The organism is Corallincola luteus (genome assembly GCF_004336975.1).
Lineage (GTDB): Bacteria > Pseudomonadota > Gammaproteobacteria > Enterobacterales > Neiellaceae > Corallincola > Corallincola holothuriorum.
The window spans coordinates 82982-102977 of the sequence record NZ_SJXE01000009.1; the positions used below are offsets into that span (position 1 = coordinate 82982).

Sequence of the window (19996 nt, forward strand, 5' to 3'; positions counted from 1 at the left end):
ACTGACCAAGGCAACAACTAAACGCGACGAAAATGAGCATAATATTGCGCAATAAGTATGAAAATAAGCATCAAAGCGCTTATAGTGGCAAGCATTGACCATGCCTTCTTAGAGTTGGCAATCAGCCGATCCCCCACTACGGAATACACCTTGAAAAAAATAGCCTTATTCGTCGACGTACAAAATATTTACTACACCTGCAGACAGGCCTTTGGGCGCCAATTTGATTATCACAAGCTGTGGCAGCGGATCGGTTATGAAGGTGAAATAGTCACGGCCAATGCGTACGCCATTGCCAGGCAAGACGATGGACAAAGGAAGTTTCAGGACGCCCTGCGCCATATCGGATTCGAGGTAAAACTTAAGCCATTTATTCAACGCGCTGATGGTTCGGCTAAGGGTGACTGGGATGTTGGCATTACCATCGACATAATGGATATTGCACAGCAGGTAGATACTGTAATACTGTTATCTGGTGATGGAGATTTTGATCTGCTATTACAAAAAATCACGGAGAAGTACGGCGTGACCACCCATGTTTACGGTGTGCAGGAACTGACGGCCAATAGCCTTATTCGTTCTGCCAGCCATTTTCATCCAATAGAACAAGACCTACTGAAGTAGGCCTTGTTGTCGTAATAAACTCAGCGATAGAACCTAGCTACCGCAAGGTTCATCAGTCACCTGCCAAACGACGGGTTCCCAATACTCGTTTCTCTTTGAGTATCTTTTCTCGGGGATAAATTTCGCAGCCAAGTTGTAGCGTTTATTAGCTTCAACTTCGATCTCCAACACTTTGGAATAACCTCGATTATTTCCTGCAACGCCAAGTCGCGAGTCGGTGATTTTTTCATACATTTTGAATGAGTGCTTTCCCGGTGCTAACTCATACGCACCTTTGTTAACCACATTACTGCCATCAATTTGATCAATCGATGCCATATAGAGATCCTGAGTTTTTGGAGGAACAAAGAACACTGAAGCGCGACCACAAGCCTCGCCAGCCTCTATGTTATTACTTTGACACGCAGACAAGGTCAGCACACAGGCCAACATTATAAAAGTTTGCTTCATAGTGGACATTCCATTCAAAAATAGACTCTAAACAACCCTAGTCACGTTGCTGAAAATTGGCCAGCACAGACCACGGGGCGTCACTATCTTTGTAGACAATAAACTTGGGAAATTAATTCACTGGTACATAGTAAATTTTTGCTGTAGGCCAATAAGTTCTGTTTGCCACTAGCAATTGAAAAAACAACCAACGGGAAACTGGAAGCTAATCCGAAGGGATCAAAAGGGCAGTTTTAGTACTGCTTTCCGTATTCGATTCTCTCCATTTTTATCACATGTTCATGCCATGTGTTGCCACTGTCTTCAGACAGCCAAAGCTCAATTTTAGATAGTTTAAATCAGACTCATCTTCCGTCTTACAGCTTGATTGAACACAAGTTGACCAAAGCAAGCCACGGGATGGAAATACTCGGTTATCTCACTGGCTGTCAGCGATATTCTCAGAGTAATGATCTACAGTATCTCCAGATCTATAAGTTGACTCACCCACAATATGAGGACCGCTCGGTAAATCCAAGACTATATCCAGCGAGATCAACACACCGTCTTTATTTATTTGAGAATCGAAGGTAACAATCAGGTTGGACTGAGGCTTTTTACGTCTTTTTGCAAAGAACTAATGCAACGACAGGACATATATGGACACCCCGGATAACGCGGGTCTACTAATTAAAGTCGAGAAGATCTGTTGAAGCAATCAGGCTGGCGAACCAGTTATGATTCGAGTTAATACCTGCGCCCCAGCGGCAAGCCGGGCGCGCAGTCTTAACTTACCCTGCTCTATCGGTTGAGCTGCTTGAGAAACAGTGAGCGATAACCGATGCTGAAACCCGGCTCGACCTCATCTTCATACAAGCCAATTTTCAAGTAGTAGTTTTCTCCTGCCCCATCAATTCTGGCGCATTCAGTTTCCACATTCTGATTGGCAATCGGGTAGTTTTCACCATCGATAGTCAAGGTTAGTGAATTGCTAGAAGGTTTGATGGTGTAAACCACACGGTGCCAACCCCGAGTGAAAACTGCTTCATTGCCATCTTTCATCACTGTCTCACCAGCACTTCTTACCTTGACCCCACCTCCCGAAAGCATTTTTACAATGATTGGAGGCTTGCCCGATCCGCATTTAATCTGAGAGATCGTGGTATCGAACCCATCGGGCACTTCGCCAACATAAATATCAAAGTCGATACGATAATCCCCCACAGGCATATGGGCCACTTTTGCTTCCGTGCGGCGGCTATCTCCCGGATCGCGTGTATCCGACTGCGTAACCGTCAGTACTCTCTCGCCGGCCACATCGGCAAAATCGAATCCCAGATTATAGTCATCGTCTTTGCTGCCACCGGTTCTGAATTTAAGCACCCAATCTTCAAAACGCTGCAGGGTATCGATGTGGCTGAAGTGGATAAAACAGCCCTGCGGATCAAAAACACAGCTGTTAGATAGATAATCCCACGGCGCATAGGATTGCTCCCCCGGGTAGCCCGGCTGCGGTTTGGGCTCCTGACCAGAATTATCAGGCAAGGGTTGTGGCTCTGACACCAATACCGGCTCGAAAGCGACCAGGTACATTTTCTGTCCCGCCTTGCTCTTCTCGTTGCCCCCCAGCTCAACCAGGCCACGCCCGAACCGCTTGCGGTAAATCTTAAAATTGGGGCCGGTGGTTTTCACCTGGCCTCTGACTTTTTCAAACAAATTCAACCAACCAGGCTTCTTCCCTGAACGCTTGTCATATAACACGTAAATATAGGTATCGCGTTCAAGATTAAAACTGATAAGCGAAGATGTCTGCAGCGACTTATCGGCATTTGCGGTACGCAAAAAGCGCGCCTGAGGCAGCAGGCCTACGTCAGTAAAAGTGTAGTTTTCATCGATATAGACACGATTTCCCTGCTGCAGTCTGGGTATCAATCGGTAATCCCGGCCACTGGCGATATGCAGGTTGCTCAGCGCTAATTCGGCTGCAATTGCGTCTGATTTATTGCCAGCGCTGACTGTAAAAGAACAGCAGGTGGCAACACAAACAGTGATAACCGCGAAAAAACGCCAGCGAAAAACAATCGCCGAACTAACAAATAACCTTCTCAACAAGATCAGGAGCGCAGTGTTTTTATTCATTATGATCACCTATAGCAAGCCTTAGAAAAACATCATCCACCTGCACCGCTCATACAACACTTCGATCGATGATGTTTCATGGCCGGGCTGACTATTTTTGCAGCCCGGCAGACAGAGTTACTCCTGGGTGACAGTCAGCCAGCCAACCTGTTCGGCGACATGGCGGATCTCATCATCTTTCGAGCGCTCTTCTTCCACTTTCAGTCGCCACTCACCATCCGCTTGCTTGTGACGCAGAGCAACCGGATCTCCTCCCAAAGTTGTCTGAATGGTTGCAAACAGTAGGGCAGATTGTACAGGCGCTACAGTTAATGGCTGCCAGCGATGATTCATCGTGGCGTCGGTCAAACCAGCAACCACTCGCATCCCTATCATGCTGGCCTCGCCCGGACTGAGCGCGATCACATTTAGCTGTTCCAGTGCATGGTTATCATCATTCGCTTCCTCTTCCTGCAGGCGAAGTTCAAAACCATCCGCAGTACTGGTGCGCATTCGCACCACGGTTGCCTGCGCACCAAAATCGGTTACCTGCTGCGCCAAGACCACGGGGGTAGTCGAGAAACTGTTTGTATAGCGGTACTCCTGCCATTGATGATTAACGGTGTTTAATAGCGACGCATGTAGCTGTATGCCCCCCCATTGATGATCGCCGGCAGCGACAGCCAAGTAGGACAACGTTTCCTCTGCGTGAACGCCATCCTGATAGTTCCACTCGTCAAGCTGGAACTCGAAGCCTTCGGTTGTGACATCACGCACTCGCACCGTCAGTGGATTAGGCCCTGCATAGCTAGGGGGACCCATCACAACCACCGGGGGCGCAGCAAACGCCTGATCAAAACGTACCGAATGCCACTGATGCGCGTCAGACTGTGCAACTGTTAGCTGCCCCATGGCTGCAGGTATGGCCGGCTCAGCCGCCAGAAGATACATACTGCGGGCACCGGTGTCTTGGCTCTGATTTGCCCCTAGCACCACGGTGCCGGCATCGAACTGACGGGTAAATACATTGAAGCTGGTATCAGTGGTTGTAACCACGGTTTCGGTTTGCTTCCAACCCTTCATCCACTCAGGCAAATCGCTGGCACGCACATCAAACAGCAGATACAGCCTGGTTGGCTGCAGCAAACCTACCTCTAAGAACTCATCCCCAACTGCATCACTATCGTCATTGGCAGTTACGATACTGGTCAACCCCGCCAGGTTACCCACATCGGTGAAGGTATAGCTGCGATCGCTGTAGATGCGACTGCCATTAACGAGTGCCGGGCCGACATAGTAGTCACCATCACTGTTGGCGCTGAGCCAGTCGATCAAGTGGGTTTCGTAAACAGGTTTAAACACAACCGAATACATGCTGCGCGCCCCTGTCCTATCCCCCTGGTTTCCACCCAACACCACATCACCGGCATCAAAACGCTTGCGGTACACCTTGAAATCGGTATCGCTACCTTTGACTATCTCGCCGGTAGACTGCCAGTCACTCAGCCATTCAGGGAGCTCACTGGCGCGAATATCGTAAAGCACGCCGATCAACGCTGGCTGATTGAGCGTAAATCGCAAAAAGTAATCATCACTGCGCTGATCATCATCATTAGCCGTTTGAATAAACGGTTGACCACCCCATCCTCCCACGTCAATAAAGTGGTAACTGCGATCACTGTAAACCTTACTGCCCTCCGACAGCGCCGGCATTAGCCGATAAGAGCGCCCAGAGTCAGCGCGCAATTCACTCAGCAGCGGCTGTTGCTCTGGCCCACCAGGCTCTTCAGGCCGAACATCGTCAACTGGCACACCGTTAATCTGCAGTTGAGTCAACTCAACGTAGTCATAGCGGCGGCTAGAGTTGGTGTAAGTGATCGCCAGAGTATCAATTTGATCAGGTCGAAAGTCTTGTGGGAAAGAGCCCGTCAGCAGTGGTCCGCGAGCACCGTTCATAGTGACCCACACCTCAAAATTCTCGGTATCAAGCATCTTGACATCAAACTGCAGTAAACGTGCTTCACCAAATGGCATGTTTGGCCCCCACGACTGGGGCTGCGTGCCCCAATCATCCCCTTTAGAGAAGCCGCAGTGATCCACCGCCTGACACTCATCACTCATCAATCCGTTTTCACCAGGATTAATGCGAGACCAGAGATTGAGATTAATGTGACTCTCCATTTTTCCGCCGCCGTGGTCTTCACGTAAGCGGCCACTGACCGAGTCAAAACCTTCACTCAGGTGCGGGTGAATGCGCACCTGAAAGCCGCGATAGTGGTTAAAGTCATAGGTATAATCCTCTTCATCACGCCCCTCATAATCACAGTTACTTTTCTCATCATTGCCCTCGCAACTGTCATTACCAACACTCACACCGCCAGAATCAAAAAAGCCGATACGGAAATCCCCCGTGCCCGCCAGGCAACGAAGATAGCGGTCACTGATCCCTTCCCCTTGATCGGTCGGATCTGAGTCGCTGCAATCAAAATCTTTGTTAGATTCGCTGTAACCGTCAGAGCGCCACATCATGCTGAACTGCAGAGTCTCGCCCGGTATTAACGGCTGAGCAGGCAGATAGCGGTGCACAGTGGTTGGCTTCTTTACCGGCGACCAGCGCATACCGTCATCAACAGCCGTGATGCCACTGCCGCTGTTTGACTGATACCAGCCGTTGTAGTCACCACTCGGGTTACTCCAGGCTGGCAAGCTAGCCAGTAATATCGCTAATGCGCCAAGACCATGATGTGAGGTTGTTGCCATGGGCTTCTCCTTCGCCTATTTATTCTTATGATTAATGTCTCAGCAATTTTCTGCCCTTGGCGCAATAATCAAATGCATAGCAGTATCAAATAGCTTTGAAATAATCTCATGGATGCCGTAATCGAACTTGGATCACGCTGTAAAGAGCGATTTATCTGTGAAACCCACTTTCCGGAGCTTAAAGCCAGGGGTATTTGGTTGTGTGGGATGTCAGAATTGCACGATCACCACCATATCGATCGTACATTCGATCAGCGCTTTATGCTGGTATTCACCCTTGAGGGTTGTAGCCACTTTGATATTGATGGATTTCGAGGTGACATGACTGCGGGCAGCTTGCTATTCGTGCCTGCGAACACCCGATTTCAATTTAATCTTGGGCCGGAAAAATACCGTAAATCAGTCTGGGTCATTGTCGATTGCATGCCGTTCTGGACAGACATAGAACAACGTCCCTGGCGGGTGCCCTGCCGGGAGAATGAACAGATAGCGCGCTGCCTTGAGAACCTCTATGCGGAGCAGCAGCACCCTTCAAACAGTCGCCTACGTGAACTGCAGATCGAAACATTGAGTTGCTACCTGCATCGAGTGCTATGCCGAAAAGCACCTGAGTCTTACGATCCGCGATTGGAGCAGCTATTGCGCCAAGTGAACGAGTCACTGCAACGTAAGTGGAGTATCTGTGAGCTATGTGAGCACGCAAACCTATCCAGAGCGCAGCTGCATAGGCTGTTCAAAGAGCATTACCACTGCTCTCCGGCCGAGCTAATCACCCGCATTCGACTAAATATGGCTGAATACATGCTTTGCGTAAAACAAAGCTCAATCGCCGAAGCCGCTTATGCAGCAGGCTACAATGACCCTTTCTACTTCTCTACCGTATTTAAAAAGTATCATGGACTTTCCCCAAGCTGCTATCAGAAGAAGCGGAACACGGGTCAAAATACGGATAGCCTCATCACAATGCGCCGCCGAGCGACGGATTTATTGAAGTAAACATAGGCATACATGTCTTTCGTGGCATGGATATGGTGTTCCCGCTATCCGGCGATGGCGATTTTGATCTGCTGCTAAAACGAATAAACGAAAAGTACGGCATGAAAACACGGGTAAATGGCGTGCCCGCGCTGACGGCAAAACCTCTGATAGACAGCGCGAGCCTGTTTTATGAGATTGAAGAGGATTTACTGAAGTTAAAGCTCGCTATTATCAACAGCTGACAAGCCCTAAGCGCAAAAGACAACGGAATTGAGCTTTGAGTATTTGAGCTAGCTCTTTCTGTTTAATCACTACTGCCCTTTTATTCTTTCGTCAACAATAACACCATGTCGATAGAGGTTGTGGAATGTGCCCCTGAATAAGTGAAATTTACCAACAATAAAGTCGCAGGCCCCGCTGAAGAATTTTCCATTGCCGATATCGAATCTGCCTCTCTCCATAAGAGCATAATAACTCCCTTTATTTACTGCAGAACAATAGAAATACCTGCATTTAACTTTACTGTTTTTCCATCCATGGCCAAAGCGGTACACTCTTGCAAGCATTAGATCCGCAATCATGCTGCCCTTATCACTGGCATCTTTAAACAAATCAATAGCTTGCTGATAGTTTTCTCGACGCCAGCTCCCAAGTAGTAAAGTTTACCTAACCCTATATAACCATGAACGTCTTGATATTGCTCGATTACCTTGCGATAACACTCCGCTGCTTTCTGTAGATACACACTATCGGTATATTCACTGACCTCCTCGTAAATGAGCCCCATCTCAACTAATGCTTCTTGTACGTCATCGTCATAGAGTCTTTGGAAAACATCCAAAGCCTCGTGATGCTTTCCGTCCGCAACCAGTGCCGTAGCTTTGTCCCATTCAGGGCCGTGTTTTTCATCACAGTACATAGTCGGTTAATCGAAAGCCCTGATTGTTAGTGCACTAATATTTCTCTGCACAGTAAGATTCTATTGAAGAGTTTCCACCCCACCACTTAACGAAACAGTCAAGCAGCGGGGCGGCACTTCTCACCGCACTTACTTCTTATTTACCGGCCTAAACCAATGCGCCCAGCCGACAAAAGCGCTGGCGCCGCGGGTTTGGATCCAGACTTTACCCTTACCACTAAAGCGGCAAACAAACCCTTCGCCTGAGAAGAACAGAGACTTATAACCACCCACTTTGGTGACTTTGTATTCCAGCCCTTCAGTGAAGGCGACGATGTTGCCGGTATCCACGACGTAGTCTTCTTCAACGTCAATCTCGATCACCGCACCGTACGAGTTGAAGAACAGATCTCCAGTGCCTTTCGCGCGGATCAAAAACAGACTTTCACCAGAGAAGAAGCCTTTCACCAGCCCCTGCCATTTGCTTTCAATCTCGATATCCGGGCCACAGGCAACAAATGCACCGTTTTGCAGATAGATGGTGTCGTCGTTCAGATACTGATGACACAGATCGCCCGGTGTACCCGGCGCAATACCCACTTCACCATCCACACCTTCGGCGGTGAATTCGTTAATGAAGATGCTTTCACTGGTCAGCAAACGGCTAAGACCGCCACGCATCTTGGTTTTCATCTTCATATTAGTGTCCATGGTCGCCATTGCTGAGGCTTCCACTTTCAACATGTTGCCCGCGGGCAGTTGTACAGTCACAAAACCGTAGTCTGGCTTACCAACCATCTCGAACGCGTAGCCTTTTTGCTCGGGTTGGCTTACTGACGAAGCAGGCTCAGGCGCTTGAGTATTATCTTCCATAGTTAACTCGCTCATTTTTGCTCCTTAGGCTTTACGCGCTCGTAATGAAGGCCCAAGGGCGTTCCCAAAACTAGAGGTATTGTGGCTCTGACACCAAACCGTGCCCGTACCCTTAAACTTACACACCAAACCTTCACCACCTAACCAGGAGTGCAACCAACTCTTACCGGCTTTGGTGATGCTGAAATCCAGCGTTTCATCGAACGCGACGATATGACCGGAATCGACAATATATTCGCCATCAACCTCAACCGGATAGATAGCACCAAACGAAGAGAGTATCACCTTGCCTTGGCCCTTGAGGTTCAGCCAAAGAACTCCCTCACCGGAAAATAAGGACTTAAATCCCTGCCAACCTAGATCGACGTCGATACCGCTGTCACTAGCTAAGTAGGAGCCGCTTTGTACGATCAAAGTATCGTTATCCAGCTCCATGGTCATCATGTCTCCCGCCAAATCCGTGCCGAAGAACACAGTACCGGAGTCACCTTTCGGCTCAAAGTGGTTGAGGAACAGTGACTCGCCGCCAAGCATACGCTTGGCCGCTTTAAACAGGCCACCAGAGTTCTTTTTGTGGGTAGTTGTGGTGATATCCATGTTGCCGCTCATGGCGATCATGGCACCTGCTTCAGCAGTGATAGTTTCTCCCGCCTGCAATGTCACTTTTGCCGCCGTATTACCGGGGCGATGAGTCAATTCAATATCCATTTATTTACTCCTATTAACGCCCTGGTTTATCGGAATTTCGGATTCAGCCAGCTCGACAAGCCAGACAAACTGCGGGTTTGCACGATAATTTTCCCTTTGCCCTGTACGCGAGTCACTAGGCCTTCACCGCCAAAAAAGCTAGAGAAAATACCTCCTGCCAGTTGTAGCTTTAGCTTGATGCCTGGCTCGTAGGCCACCAAATGCGAGGTATCAACAATATATTCGCCATCCACCTCTTTCTCGACCAGCGCGCCATAAGCACCGTAAAACACTTTACCGGTACCTTTGACTGTCAGCTTAAACAATCCTTCACGGGCGATAAATGAGACAAAGCCTGCCCAACGCAGGCCCAGTTCAACGCCGTCGGAAGACGCAAGATAAGCCCCTGGCTGGAGATGAAACTCTTCGTCATTTAGCTCGATGCAGCGGATCTCGCCCGGCACTGGCTGCACTAGGGTCACCCGCCTGTTAGCATTGGTATTGTTGGTAAAGCGGCTCACAAACAGTGTTTCACCACCCAGATACTTTTTCAGTAACCCTCTGAAGAAGCCCCCGTTGAAAGTCGCAGTAAGATCGAGATCGGCATCCATGCTGCTCATGGCATCCGACTCGCTGACAATGGTTTCTCCTGGCTCTAAATCGACATCGATATAAGAAAACGCCTGGGAGCCTTTTATTTCAGCTTTCATTCCCTTTTCCTTGTGGTCAGCGGTGAGAACTGTCACCGCACAAATTGAAATTAGTTTTATCGACCTGCTTCGAGCACAACACCAGATTCATTAAGTTCCAGCTGACTGTCGTCATCAACCACAAACCCCTCAACACCGGCTTTTAGCCGGGCAAATGGCTGCGACAGGTCGAGAAATTCTGACGTTGCATTCGAGTTGTAGTCCTCTAGGGCATTAATCCGTTCATCCGTGGCGGGGTGAGAGCTGATAAAGCCCATGCCCGTCTTTATCCACTCCTGAGTATCTTCATCACCCAACTCGGCTAGCTTTTCCTGCTCTTTAGCTTGCATCTTTTGGAAGAAACGAGCCAAACCGGTGGGGTCGATGTTGGCTTTAATCAGTAAGGCATGACTGAGCCGATCCGCCTCTGATTCAAAATCCCTTGAATACCCCTGGCTAATCAGCAAAGGGGCCGCATCGGCTACCACAGCTAAGACACCGGACACATCGCCAATCAGCGCACTCACGGCAACATAGATCCCAGCATGGGAGATCACGTTACGAATACCATGACGCTCTCGAACATGGACGATTTCGTGCCCGACGACACCCAGTAATTCAGCGGCATCGTCAGCAGCTAAAATCAATCCTGAGTTAATCACGACAATACCACCGGGCAGTGCAAAGGCGTTCAAATTGCTGTCGTTGACGATATAAAAGTGATAATCAAAGCGCCGTTTCGGTAACAGATCGATCAGTGGTGTCACCAAGGGCTCAAGCAAACGTGCCGATTGCTCATCGTCCATTAACTCGGCACTAATCTGATACTGGGCAAAACTGGATTCACCCAGCTGCTGTTCCCACTCTACGGGCACTTGCTCAGCGATCACGGCACTGGCACGATGCAGGTTCATCAACGCGGCAATGGGCACAGCTAAACAAACCAAAAGCACCACCACCAACAGCGACCAGTTAAATAGATGCTTAGAGCGAGCACCGCGCATCATACCGGCCAGATGGGGATACTGTTTAAAGTGAGGGTCTTTGAGGACAGATTTATCCGAGGTATAAAAACGCCAATCAGGCCGGCCTGGATGGGTAAAAAACACCAAGCGATCGCTGGCCCCACCCTGCTCCATCTTCAACTCATTCAGACTTAATTCGATCTGCTGATCTGCAATGGTAAATATCAAATGCGAACTGCCCACCCGTAACTGACCGGAAGCTTTACCTTTCGCGAGAGACGAATGCACTCCATGACACGGATAGAGAGAGGTTTCAGACATTGTGCGGCGTATTCCCTGTGTTGATTAACTCACAACGCCATGGACGACTTGACAAGTTGTTACCAGTTCAGTCCAGCAAGGCCACTGCAAGCGCTATTAAAAATCCCTTAAACTTCAATCAGTCAGTTACAATCAATCGAAGCACTTTATACCAATCCGCATAAGAATATGATTTACCAGCGGGAATTTAAATCACTTTAGGCAAGGCAGGTGACTGAAGGCATAGTTGTTCTACGCCGAAATCAGCTAACGCTGCATAAAGTGATTTAAAACCCGCCCTACGGGGAAGTCTGGGCAAGCCCACTTCTACGTTGTAGCCATTTGCAAGGGAACAACCATTGCGGCATGACTGCGCCTTGAATTGAACTTGCCCAGACTTCCTGGTTGACCATATCTTTATGCGGATTGGTATTACCTTGAGCTGCGCATTATAAGCTGGCCAATAAGGAGCAACCTTGACCAAAGTCCAGTTTCTGGAGTCGAATCGCATCGGCAACAGTGATGTCGATAAATAAGGTCTGATATCTCTGTAAGACCAACGAATGATGTTTGGACGATCCCTGCGACTCTCTGATCCGGCTCAGAACTTGGGCTATTTTTACGATACTCATTCAAAGAGATAACACTTAAAATGGCTTCCTTTCATCACCATGGCTGAGGCAGCACCTATGCAATTCGAACTTTATGATATAAGCAAAACCTACGAAGATAATTACCAGAATGGTCCTTTCTTTGCGGGTGACATGCCGACCCGCCCTGCGACTAAGCAGATGCAAAAGGTGTTCGACTTTGAAGTGAACTCTCGTCTGGGTGTCCCTGCTGGTCCACTGCTCAATAGCCATTGGTGCGATGTCTATGCCCAACTGGGTTTCGATTTGCCGGTTTATAAAACCGTGCGCAGTGTCGAGCGCGCTTGCCATCCCGCGCCGAACTGTATCTTCCTCAATGCCGAAAATCAGTTTAGTCATCAGGATATCAATACCCAGATGAAACCGGGCGTACGCCCTTCGCTGGATGAAAAGATCACCATCACCAACTCGTTTGGCGTACCTTCACTTTCGCCCGAGGTATGGATGAAAGATATTGAAGCGGGCAACAAAAAAATGGGCTCCGGCCAATTGATGCCGGTGTCCGTTAACGGTACGCCAGGGTTGGCTGAACGCGATTTAGTTGAAGATTATGGCTATGTCTCTGCCATGGCCAAAGAAGCTGGCGCCAAGATCATTGAAGTGAATTACTCCTGCCCTAACTTGGGTGGCAGCAAAGAGGGTGCCCTGTTCTCAGATCCGGAAAACTCTGCACTGGTCTCGAAAAAGATACGTGAATCGATCGGCGACACGCCACTGATGATCAAACTGGGCTGGATGCCTGCAGAACAGCTGGAGAAGGTGATTGCAGCCAACCGACCTTACGTTGATGGCTTTGCTGCGATCAATACCATTCCTCGCAAGATCGTCAACGACCAAGGCGGCTCAGCCCTGCCGGGTGAAGGTCGATTGCAAAGCGGCACCTGTGGCTTCGCCATCGGCGAACTGGCCGAAGAAGTGACCAGCAACCTGATCAACCTGCGAAGCAAGTGGAAAGATGATTTTGTTATCTGTTCCGTCGGCGGCATGATGACCGCGCAAGACCTGCACCGCCGCCTGGAGATGGGCGCTGATATGGTGATGAGTGCTACTGCCGCCATGTGGGACCCATATTTGGCCCAGCGATTCCACGAATATAAGTAAGCAGATCACTCGCAGATTGATTTTTTAAACCGCCTTCCGGCGGTTTTTTATGTACAGGAAGTACAGTACACCCGCAGCACTTCGCGGGGTGAGCCTTGCCGCGGGGGCATGGTACCCAAAACGCTTCTTGGGGCATGCTAATGCACAGGAGCGGCAGCTTACTTAAAGCTACAATTCGGAACAGCAAGTCATGATAGGAGAGATTGATGCAAGGCAGAGAGCTAATACGGACGAGATGGTGTTTATTGATTGGCGTGCTACTCATTATTAGCGGCTGCCGCGATGCCATGGTTAACGCATTTGCGTTTTATCCTGAACGCTTACCGCCTGAAGCCGCTGCCCCATCAGATGCTGAAGAGTTGATATTGAATACGCCAGATGGCGAACAGTTACAGGCTCTTTGGTTTGATGCACAATCCGATAGAACGGTGCTGTATCTGCATGGCAATGCAGGGCACCTTTTCTATCGCATTGACGACGCCAGAAAAATCGCTGCCATCGGTGTTAACGTTTTGCTGCTTAGCTATCGTGGCTATGGCAAGAGTAGCGGCTCACCTTCCGAACAAGGACTGTATACCGATGCGCAAACGGCGCTGGACTATCTGTTAACAGAACGTGGGTTCGAAGAGCAAGATCTGTTTATCTACGGCCGTTCTCTTGGCTCAGCGATGGCTGTCCACATCGCCCAGCATCGACAGCTGGCCGGACTGGTATTGGTTACGCCCTTTTCCAGCGGTAACGACATGGCAAAAGTCATGGGGATGGGTTGGTTAAACTGGGCGCTAGGCTCGCCATTAGATTCGATTCATAAAGTACCTAATGTCCCTGCCCCCGCCCTGTTTATTCACGGCGACGCCGACGACATTGTGCCGTTTGCCTTAGGGCAAAAACTATATGATGCATATCCAGGTGCAGAGAATAGCCATAAACGATTCATTGCCGTGCCCGGCGCAGACCATAACGACCTGAGTGTGATTGCCTATCCAGACTATTGGTATTGGATTGAAGCCTTTATGGCTGAAGTAAGCGAAAGTGGTGCGAAGAGCTAAATCAAACAAGAGCGATCATGCTAAAAAACGATTGGCGAGTTGGTACTTTGCGAGAAAGAGATCTATCAAGGCATCTGCATGGCCGCAGCCAGATTTAATAAGGTGTTTGATGATCAATTATGTTGAAAATCACCGCAGCTGGTCAGCCTCATTATAAAATAGACATTCTGTACCCCTTTTATTTTTGTCTTTGGTTAGCAATTAGTTGCCTATAGCAGAGCAGCTAACTCACATAGGCTGCTCTGTTTCGCATATAACATCGACTAGCTCACTTAACCCCCAACAAGTGGAGGTAAACGATAGAACTCTAGGGTAGACGATTTACGGACATCAACAACCGCATCTAAGCTAGTCAGTTGCTGGTCGTCATAAACAACAAAATAACCATTTATCTCAAAAGCGTTTAACGCAGATTCCTGAAGATTTTTCAATTCTGCCTCAGTTTTGGCGCCACTATTATCAACCAATAATGCCCAACGTTTTTCATCTGTTAAGAAAGTGCTGTTTTTATTAGAGAGAAGCGCCGCCTCCAACTCTACTTCGACACGTAGCGCAATAACCTCTCCTAAGGTAAGCGTGCTTTTTACGAGAGAAAGAGGTAACGGCGACGAGCCCTTACTCGCACTGCTCAAATCAAAACGGTCGAATATGCGTAGCTCGAACTTACTCGACATTTGAGACCTCTAGTCCCATCTGAGAGAGAATTTCCGTGTCCTTGATCTTGTCATCCGCGGCAAGCAACATCGCTTTAGACAAGATTAATGAGAGCATTTCATCTCCCTCAAAAGGCAGCATCACATTGGCCTTTTTTCGTGACTCAACAATACAAAGGTATCGGCTATTTGGCTTAATAAAGACACTGCCTGAACCACAGTGAATTCTGTAAGTTTGCCTTTTGCCTTCAACCTCAAGAAACTTGCCATCTATCTTGAGCTGTTTTGCGATTTTCAACTTAGGGATAAGTGCTGAAAGCACTTGTTTTCGAGTCTTAGCTGTCTCTGACAGTTCGCCTGCTGTTAGCTTATACCAGTCTCTATGGCGCTCTCTCCACTCTGGGTCATTCGCTATGTTGCTAACACTGACGAAGAGGTCGACATCTCTCATGATCTCAGAGTAAATGAGCGATTCAACGTTCTCTAAGTCGCCGCCTTTACCGTCAACATCAACAGTCAATCGGCCAGTTAAAACGGTGGAATAATACCCATGAGCAACCAACCCGTAATCATCATTTCCTCTTGCGTCGAATCGCACACTCGTCTCAAACGCTGGAATACCAATAACCGCTTCATTCTGTGAGCCACAATCCCACTGCCCACCAAGGGTCTGGTGCCAACCACGCTGATCGGTTAATGCATGAAACTGTAAATGATTAAGAACATGGCCACTAAAACGCTCGCTATACACCTGTGATTTGCGCTCTGCGTCCGTTAGTGAGTATGTTTCTCGAAATGCCTGCTTAAAGGGTTGGGTAATTTCAGCCTTAACGATAAAAGTTCGCCATTTCAAAACCTGCTCAGTTGAGGCATTCAGGGGGTGCCATAGGCTAACGAGGCTCTTGGGAGCCGGTTCCACAACTTTGCCGGAGCAATCGACAAACTGATCATCCTGCCATATTGCATCAACGACACAGTTCTCGTAGCTGAAGCGCCAAATGAGTCTGCGAGCAATAAAGCCAATAAGCCTATGTTCGAGATATTGGTCCTGCCAATCGGCAAAGGGCAAATCGCTCTGTAGCCGATAAAGTCCCTCAATACGTTTAACGTGTGAACTGGATGCAAGCTTGATACTCTTGTCCAGTTGCCTTAACTGTTTCAGCGCTTCTACATGCCCGGTTTTTACAGCCTGAGGCACTGACTTTTGGACCTTTCCCGTCTTGGTGCAGGACCACGTGAGTGACGACCGCCCATTTCCAATCAACGCCAACAAATAGGAGTACTCACCCAACTCACCTTGTTTGTAACCTACCCCCGACAATTCGTAATCAGAGGCAATTACAGAAACTAGTTGCTCGGTTGTTGTTTTTCTTAATTCGGCAGCTTTGTCGATACAGCGATCGATATTAGAGGTCGCTCTTTTGTATTTGGTCTGAGCTCGAAGATCGAGGAGTTGTCGAAGTCCGTGGCTGCCCTGCATTTTTGCCAGACACATAGCTGCCGCATTTGCGACTTTGGCATTGCGCGGACCTACGAGCGGAATCTTGGAAAACATATCTGCCGCGACAGTACGCATCAAAGTGGCAGTATCAGCATCATTGAACGTGTCACATAGCCAAATAAGCCCCTGGAGAACGTCTGAGCCAGCATTGTTGTGGGCGTAAACGATAGAGTAATCATCGAAGCTGCGATTGAAATCACCATCAGGCTCTTCATCCGTCCGCTTCTCTTTTAACAAAGGAAGGCACTCGTTTAGAAAGCTTAAAAACGATTCATCACCAACGGCAGAGAATAATGGTTCAACTTCTTTGAGCCACTTTGTCTTTGGTGCTGACCCCTTGTCTCCGCTACAGTGACGCAGCAGGTTGGACCAACTAAACTGCAGTTCATCGGTTTGCGAACCGATAAAATCAAGCGCTTTTACCGCCCAAGGCTCTCCACTATCAAAGAGCTTCTCTAGCTCAGATACCTTCGAACATCTATCCGAAATGGTGTGCATAGTATTCCCTTACATTGAGATAACAACACTATTCATGGGTAATTTAAATAGATCGAACTCAGGTGTCGATGGCTTTACCTTAGTTTTGGGAACTCCATATGCGAGCGATAAAAATAACTATATTCTTTGCTTAGGTAGGAAAAGCCATTCGACACGATGATTAAATAACGATGGTTTTCTGCGGGGTGTAGTGAACGACAATAACCTCAAAGGCTGGCTACAAAAGAGCGAGCTGTTTCACTCAATCGAACAACTTGAAAAGCATCGAGTATGGCTCGCTAAAATGGCTCTCCATTTATTTCAAACGGCACTAAAGACTGAGCCGATGGAGCTCGATAAACTGCGTAATAATCTACATGCTATTCTAACCATCTCAGATCAGTTCTTACCCGACGCCAAATTAGATAGGGCGAAGGATCACCTTTACTAAACCTTAAAGAGAGGAACGGATGTCAACCGAACTGATTATCAGCTTCTGCCTCGTCGCTTTACTCAGTGGCATGGTGCCTGGCCCCAATGGCTTGCTCATTGTGAGCCACTCCCTCACTCTCGGCAGAAGAACAGCCCTTATCACGCTTTCAGGCACCCTTTGCGCTTTTTACGCCCATGGCCTGTTTTCAGTGGTTGGGATCTCCGCTCTGATCATGAGTTCTTCAGAATTGTTTATGTTGGTCAAAGCCCTAGGTGTCGCTTATCTCTGCTACCTAGGCATAACGTCGCTATGGCAGGCAATTAATTCAAATAGAAACGTACAGAAAAATACACCCCAACCATTAGCGCATCGACTTAGCTACAAAAAAGCTTGGTTACAGGGGTTTATCACCAACCTGCTGAACCCAAAAGTATCGATGTTTTATCTCGCACTATTTCCGCAGTTTTTATCTGAGTCATCGGATATCGTAACTACCACTTTTTTTCTGGTCACAGTACAAATCATCATAGTGGGTTGCTGGTTCGCATCGTTGGCACTACTTGCTCATAAAACAGTCGGACTAGGAAAACCGATGCTGACACGCCTCCTCAAAGGCGGTGTTGGCGTGTTGATGCTTTGGTTTGGGGTAAAACTGGCTAAAGTCCAAACCAGCGCTTAAATACGACTCCTTTCATCGGATATTTGAGGAGCCGAGGTGCCTTCTAAACTGCAAACACCATGACTGTGCGCTATCAACCTACTTAGCATCATTCTCAGAAATGGTAATGCAGTTATCGGCGTTATCTCCTAAATCTCCCAGTCCCGCCAGTGCGGCTGGCGGAAAGATAAATAGGCTGGCGATACCTGCCACACGACGCGCTGCACCCAATTTTTCTAAAGATGATTTAGGTTCATAAAATGTACCCGTTACCGCCAATGGAACACCAAGGCTAATAGCTGATGACTTGGGTTTTGGGGTAAACACCATATCTAAGGTTTCCTTGCCAAAATCTATCGTGCCAGCACCTCGCACAGTAGATTTTTTCGTATCAACCACCACTGCCGTCGGCTTCGACACACCGTCTTTAACGGTGACATGCGCAGCTAAGCAATTCATTTTTACTCGTTTGTCATCTTTATCACCTAATTGTGAAATCAATAAGCGGCGAATGGAGGTTGTAGTCTCAGCCGCCCGCAACTCCGCAGTGCCTTCACTTATCAACGCTCGCCCTTCCCCCGTCATACTGGCCATCAATGCAGCTAAAGAATCACCTTGGCCTTGAACATCCACATTGACATGTCCCTGCCCTTCCAAAAACGTCATATCGGTCATCAAACCAACGATTTCGGCCATTTCCACATCCGTTCCTGTGGCTTTAATATGGAACAAGGGCAGTTTGTGTGATGAATCGATGGTCGCATCAGCGGAGACCTTGCCGTGAAACATCTCTGTCGCTTCAATCGCAAGCATCAACACATCATCACTGAGTTTCATATCCAACACGCTGTTGGCAGCATGCAAAGCCGCAAAAGAAAACTTCTGAATATCTAACTGAACATGGCCATCAAAATCACGCATCCAATTCACCGAAAATGGTCTGTCGCTAAACACTTTTTCCGCTGAAACTTGTTCAGTTGTGCTGGAATTATCCGTGCTTGTTGCCGCCAGCAAGGGATCAAGGTTAAGCACCTTAGAGTGAAGCTGACCATCGACACGCCAACGCCTCGTGCTCTCTTTCAGCGTTAGGCTTCCTGCGATATCACTTTCACCAACCCGAACATTGATGTTTTTAGCATTAAACTCTGCTACACCGTGGCGCAAATCAAACGCTAGGTGCCAAGGCATAGGTGATGACAATTCGAGCCCGGTAAAGTGCTGCAACTGCGACAAGTCATCGCCGCTTGCGTTGACATGAACATCAAGACCTTTCAGTTCGAAAACATCATCTGTTTTACCACTGATATTGAACGCTAATCCCTGCGTAGTTAATGAAATGTCGCCTTGCCATGGCTCACCGTTAAAATGCCTTATTAAACTGCTCATTTCACCAGCGACAAGCAGTTCAACGCCATCTAACTTGCCACTAACATCCCAGGAAAATTGCTCATTTCCAGATTCGCTGGGCTCAATCCGTAAGGAGTCTATACCCAACGTATGTTCGTTTTGCTTGGCGGTATCGCGCCACACAATGGCTGAGTTTTCGACCACTATCCATTCAAATGTTGGCAGAACAGCGTTCGAATCACCAAGTTGCCCCTCAAATTTCCAGTTACTGATGCCATCGGCATTTTTTTCAAATATCACTTCAGCGCCGCGTAACCGTACTTTACGAACATGTAGCTCGCCCATAAGCAAAGGTAGCCACGCCATCTGAATATCCAGGTAATCTGTTTTCAACATCAGTGGAGTTGAGCCCCAAGGCGCATTCGCCAGGGAGACATTGTTGATGGCAAAATACGGCTGAGGAAAAAGTTTCAACTCAGCATCACCAGTAATGGTCAAGTGACGCCCTGTGGTTGCTAACACACGTTTTTCCAGCTCCACCCGATATTCGTTGGGATCGACAAGATGAAAGGCCACGCTCAACAAGACCAAGCCGAGTATAAAAAAGCTGCATAGAACCACTAATAGACGCTTGGTTATCATCACTTATCTTGTTCCTCGATTCGGCGGGTAATAAAGCCAGTGTTCAACATGCGGGGCGACTAATAGGATATAACAAACTGTTCAGTCAGTGAGAAAAGATCAAGCACGCCCTATTAGCGATAGCGTTAAATCACGTTGGCGATGAAACCTGGGTAATGAAGCCA

The 19996-nt window shown here is 48.2% G+C and carries 18 protein-coding genes; 7 read left to right on the forward strand and 11 right to left on the reverse strand.

Annotated elements, in window-relative coordinates; genetic code table 11:
- Positions 1-150: 150 nt before the first annotated feature.
- Positions 151-624, forward strand: a complete 474-nt coding sequence (locus EZV61_RS15580; protein ID WP_114338551.1) for an NYN domain-containing protein — start codon at positions 151-153, stop codon at positions 622-624.
- 33 nt (positions 625-657) lie between these two features.
- Here EZV61_RS15580 and EZV61_RS15585 read toward each other — a convergent pair whose 3' ends face one another.
- The 3 genes from EZV61_RS15585 to EZV61_RS15595 all read right to left on the reverse strand — a co-directional run bounded on the left by EZV61_RS15585 (position 658) and on the right by EZV61_RS15595 (position 5931).
- The gene (locus EZV61_RS15585) at positions 658-1074 is read right to left on the reverse strand and encodes a hypothetical protein (protein WP_131416799.1); all 417 of its coding nucleotides are present in this window, start codon (positions 1072-1074) and stop codon (positions 658-660) included.
- Positions 1075-1854: 780 nt separating this feature from the next.
- The gene (locus EZV61_RS15590) at positions 1855-3192 is read right to left on the reverse strand and encodes a polysaccharide lyase family protein (RefSeq protein ID WP_131416801.1); all 1338 of its coding nucleotides are present in this window, start codon (positions 3190-3192) and stop codon (positions 1855-1857) included.
- Positions 3193-3309: 117 nt separating this feature from the next.
- Positions 3310-5931 carry an H-type lectin domain-containing protein gene (locus tag EZV61_RS15595; protein ID WP_131416803.1) on the reverse strand — a complete coding sequence of 874 codons (2622 nt, stop codon included), beginning with the start codon at positions 5929-5931 and terminating at the stop codon, positions 3310-3312.
- A 207-nt stretch (positions 5932-6138) separates the two neighbouring features.
- Here EZV61_RS15595 and EZV61_RS15600 point away from each other — a divergent pair, with 207 nt between their 5' ends.
- Both EZV61_RS15600 and EZV61_RS15605 read left to right on the forward strand, forming a co-directional pair.
- On the forward strand, positions 6139-6927 hold the full coding sequence (locus tag EZV61_RS15600; protein WP_165569636.1) for a helix-turn-helix transcriptional regulator: 789 nt from the start codon (positions 6139-6141) through the stop codon (positions 6925-6927).
- 32 nt (positions 6928-6959) lie between these two features.
- On the forward strand, positions 6960-7151 hold the full coding sequence (locus tag EZV61_RS15605; protein WP_205695399.1) for an NYN domain-containing protein: 192 nt from the start codon (positions 6960-6962) through the stop codon (positions 7149-7151).
- Between the two features lie 335 nt (positions 7152-7486).
- On the opposite strand, the gene EZV61_RS15610 is transcribed toward EZV61_RS15605, so the two are convergent.
- The 5 genes from EZV61_RS15610 to EZV61_RS15630 form a co-directional block, all read right to left on the reverse strand.
- Positions 7487-7828 (reverse strand): hypothetical protein, encoded by a 342-nt coding sequence (locus EZV61_RS15610; RefSeq protein ID WP_131416809.1) that lies wholly within the window; start codon positions 7826-7828, stop codon positions 7487-7489.
- Positions 7829-7957: 129 nt separating this feature from the next.
- The gene (locus EZV61_RS15615) at positions 7958-8695 is read right to left on the reverse strand and encodes a TIGR00266 family protein (RefSeq protein WP_233496483.1); all 738 of its coding nucleotides are present in this window, start codon (positions 8693-8695) and stop codon (positions 7958-7960) included.
- Between the two features lie 9 nt (positions 8696-8704).
- Complete coding sequence (locus EZV61_RS15620; RefSeq protein ID WP_131416811.1) at positions 8705-9388, reverse strand: TIGR00266 family protein; 684 nt, start codon at positions 9386-9388, stop codon at positions 8705-8707.
- 26 nt (positions 9389-9414) lie between these two features.
- Positions 9415-10077 (reverse strand): TIGR00266 family protein, encoded by a 663-nt coding sequence (locus tag EZV61_RS15625; protein WP_131416813.1) that lies wholly within the window; start codon positions 10075-10077, stop codon positions 9415-9417.
- Positions 10078-10133: 56 nt separating this feature from the next.
- On the reverse strand, positions 10134-11342 hold the full coding sequence (locus EZV61_RS15630; RefSeq protein WP_131416815.1) for a M48 family metallopeptidase: 1209 nt from the start codon (positions 11340-11342) through the stop codon (positions 10134-10136).
- Positions 11343-12010: 668 nt separating this feature from the next.
- Between EZV61_RS15630 and EZV61_RS15640 the strand changes: the two genes are divergently transcribed.
- On the forward strand, positions 12011-13072 hold the full coding sequence (locus EZV61_RS15640) for a beta/alpha barrel domain-containing protein (RefSeq protein WP_165569637.1): 1062 nt from the start codon (positions 12011-12013) through the stop codon (positions 13070-13072).
- A gap of 206 nt (positions 13073-13278) precedes the next feature.
- Complete coding sequence (locus EZV61_RS15645) at positions 13279-14121, forward strand: alpha/beta hydrolase (protein WP_131416819.1); 843 nt, start codon at positions 13279-13281, stop codon at positions 14119-14121.
- 272 nt (positions 14122-14393) lie between these two features.
- Here EZV61_RS15645 and EZV61_RS15650 read toward each other — a convergent pair whose 3' ends face one another.
- A complete protein-coding gene (locus EZV61_RS15650) occupies positions 14394-14795 on the reverse strand; it encodes a hypothetical protein (RefSeq protein ID WP_131416821.1) in 402 nt (133 codons plus the stop codon).
- A complete protein-coding gene (locus EZV61_RS15655; protein ID WP_131416823.1) occupies positions 14785-16773 on the reverse strand; it encodes a DUF4132 domain-containing protein in 1989 nt (662 codons plus the stop codon). Before EZV61_RS15655 ends, EZV61_RS15650 begins: the two co-directional genes overlap by 11 nt.
- Before the next feature lie 190 nt (positions 16774-16963).
- On the opposite strand from EZV61_RS15655, the gene EZV61_RS15660 reads away from it, so the two are divergent.
- Together EZV61_RS15660 and EZV61_RS15665 are read left to right on the forward strand one after the other, a co-directional pair.
- Complete coding sequence (locus EZV61_RS15660; RefSeq protein ID WP_131416825.1) at positions 16964-17203, forward strand: hypothetical protein; 240 nt, start codon at positions 16964-16966, stop codon at positions 17201-17203.
- A gap of 19 nt (positions 17204-17222) precedes the next feature.
- Positions 17223-17864 (forward strand): LysE family translocator, encoded by a 642-nt coding sequence (locus EZV61_RS15665; RefSeq protein ID WP_131416827.1) that lies wholly within the window; start codon positions 17223-17225, stop codon positions 17862-17864.
- Positions 17865-17942: 78 nt separating this feature from the next.
- Here EZV61_RS15665 and EZV61_RS15670 read toward each other — a convergent pair whose 3' ends face one another.
- A complete protein-coding gene (locus tag EZV61_RS15670) occupies positions 17943-19832 on the reverse strand; it encodes an AsmA family protein (RefSeq protein ID WP_240695226.1) in 1890 nt (629 codons plus the stop codon).
- Between the last annotated feature and the right edge of the window lie 164 nt (positions 19833-19996).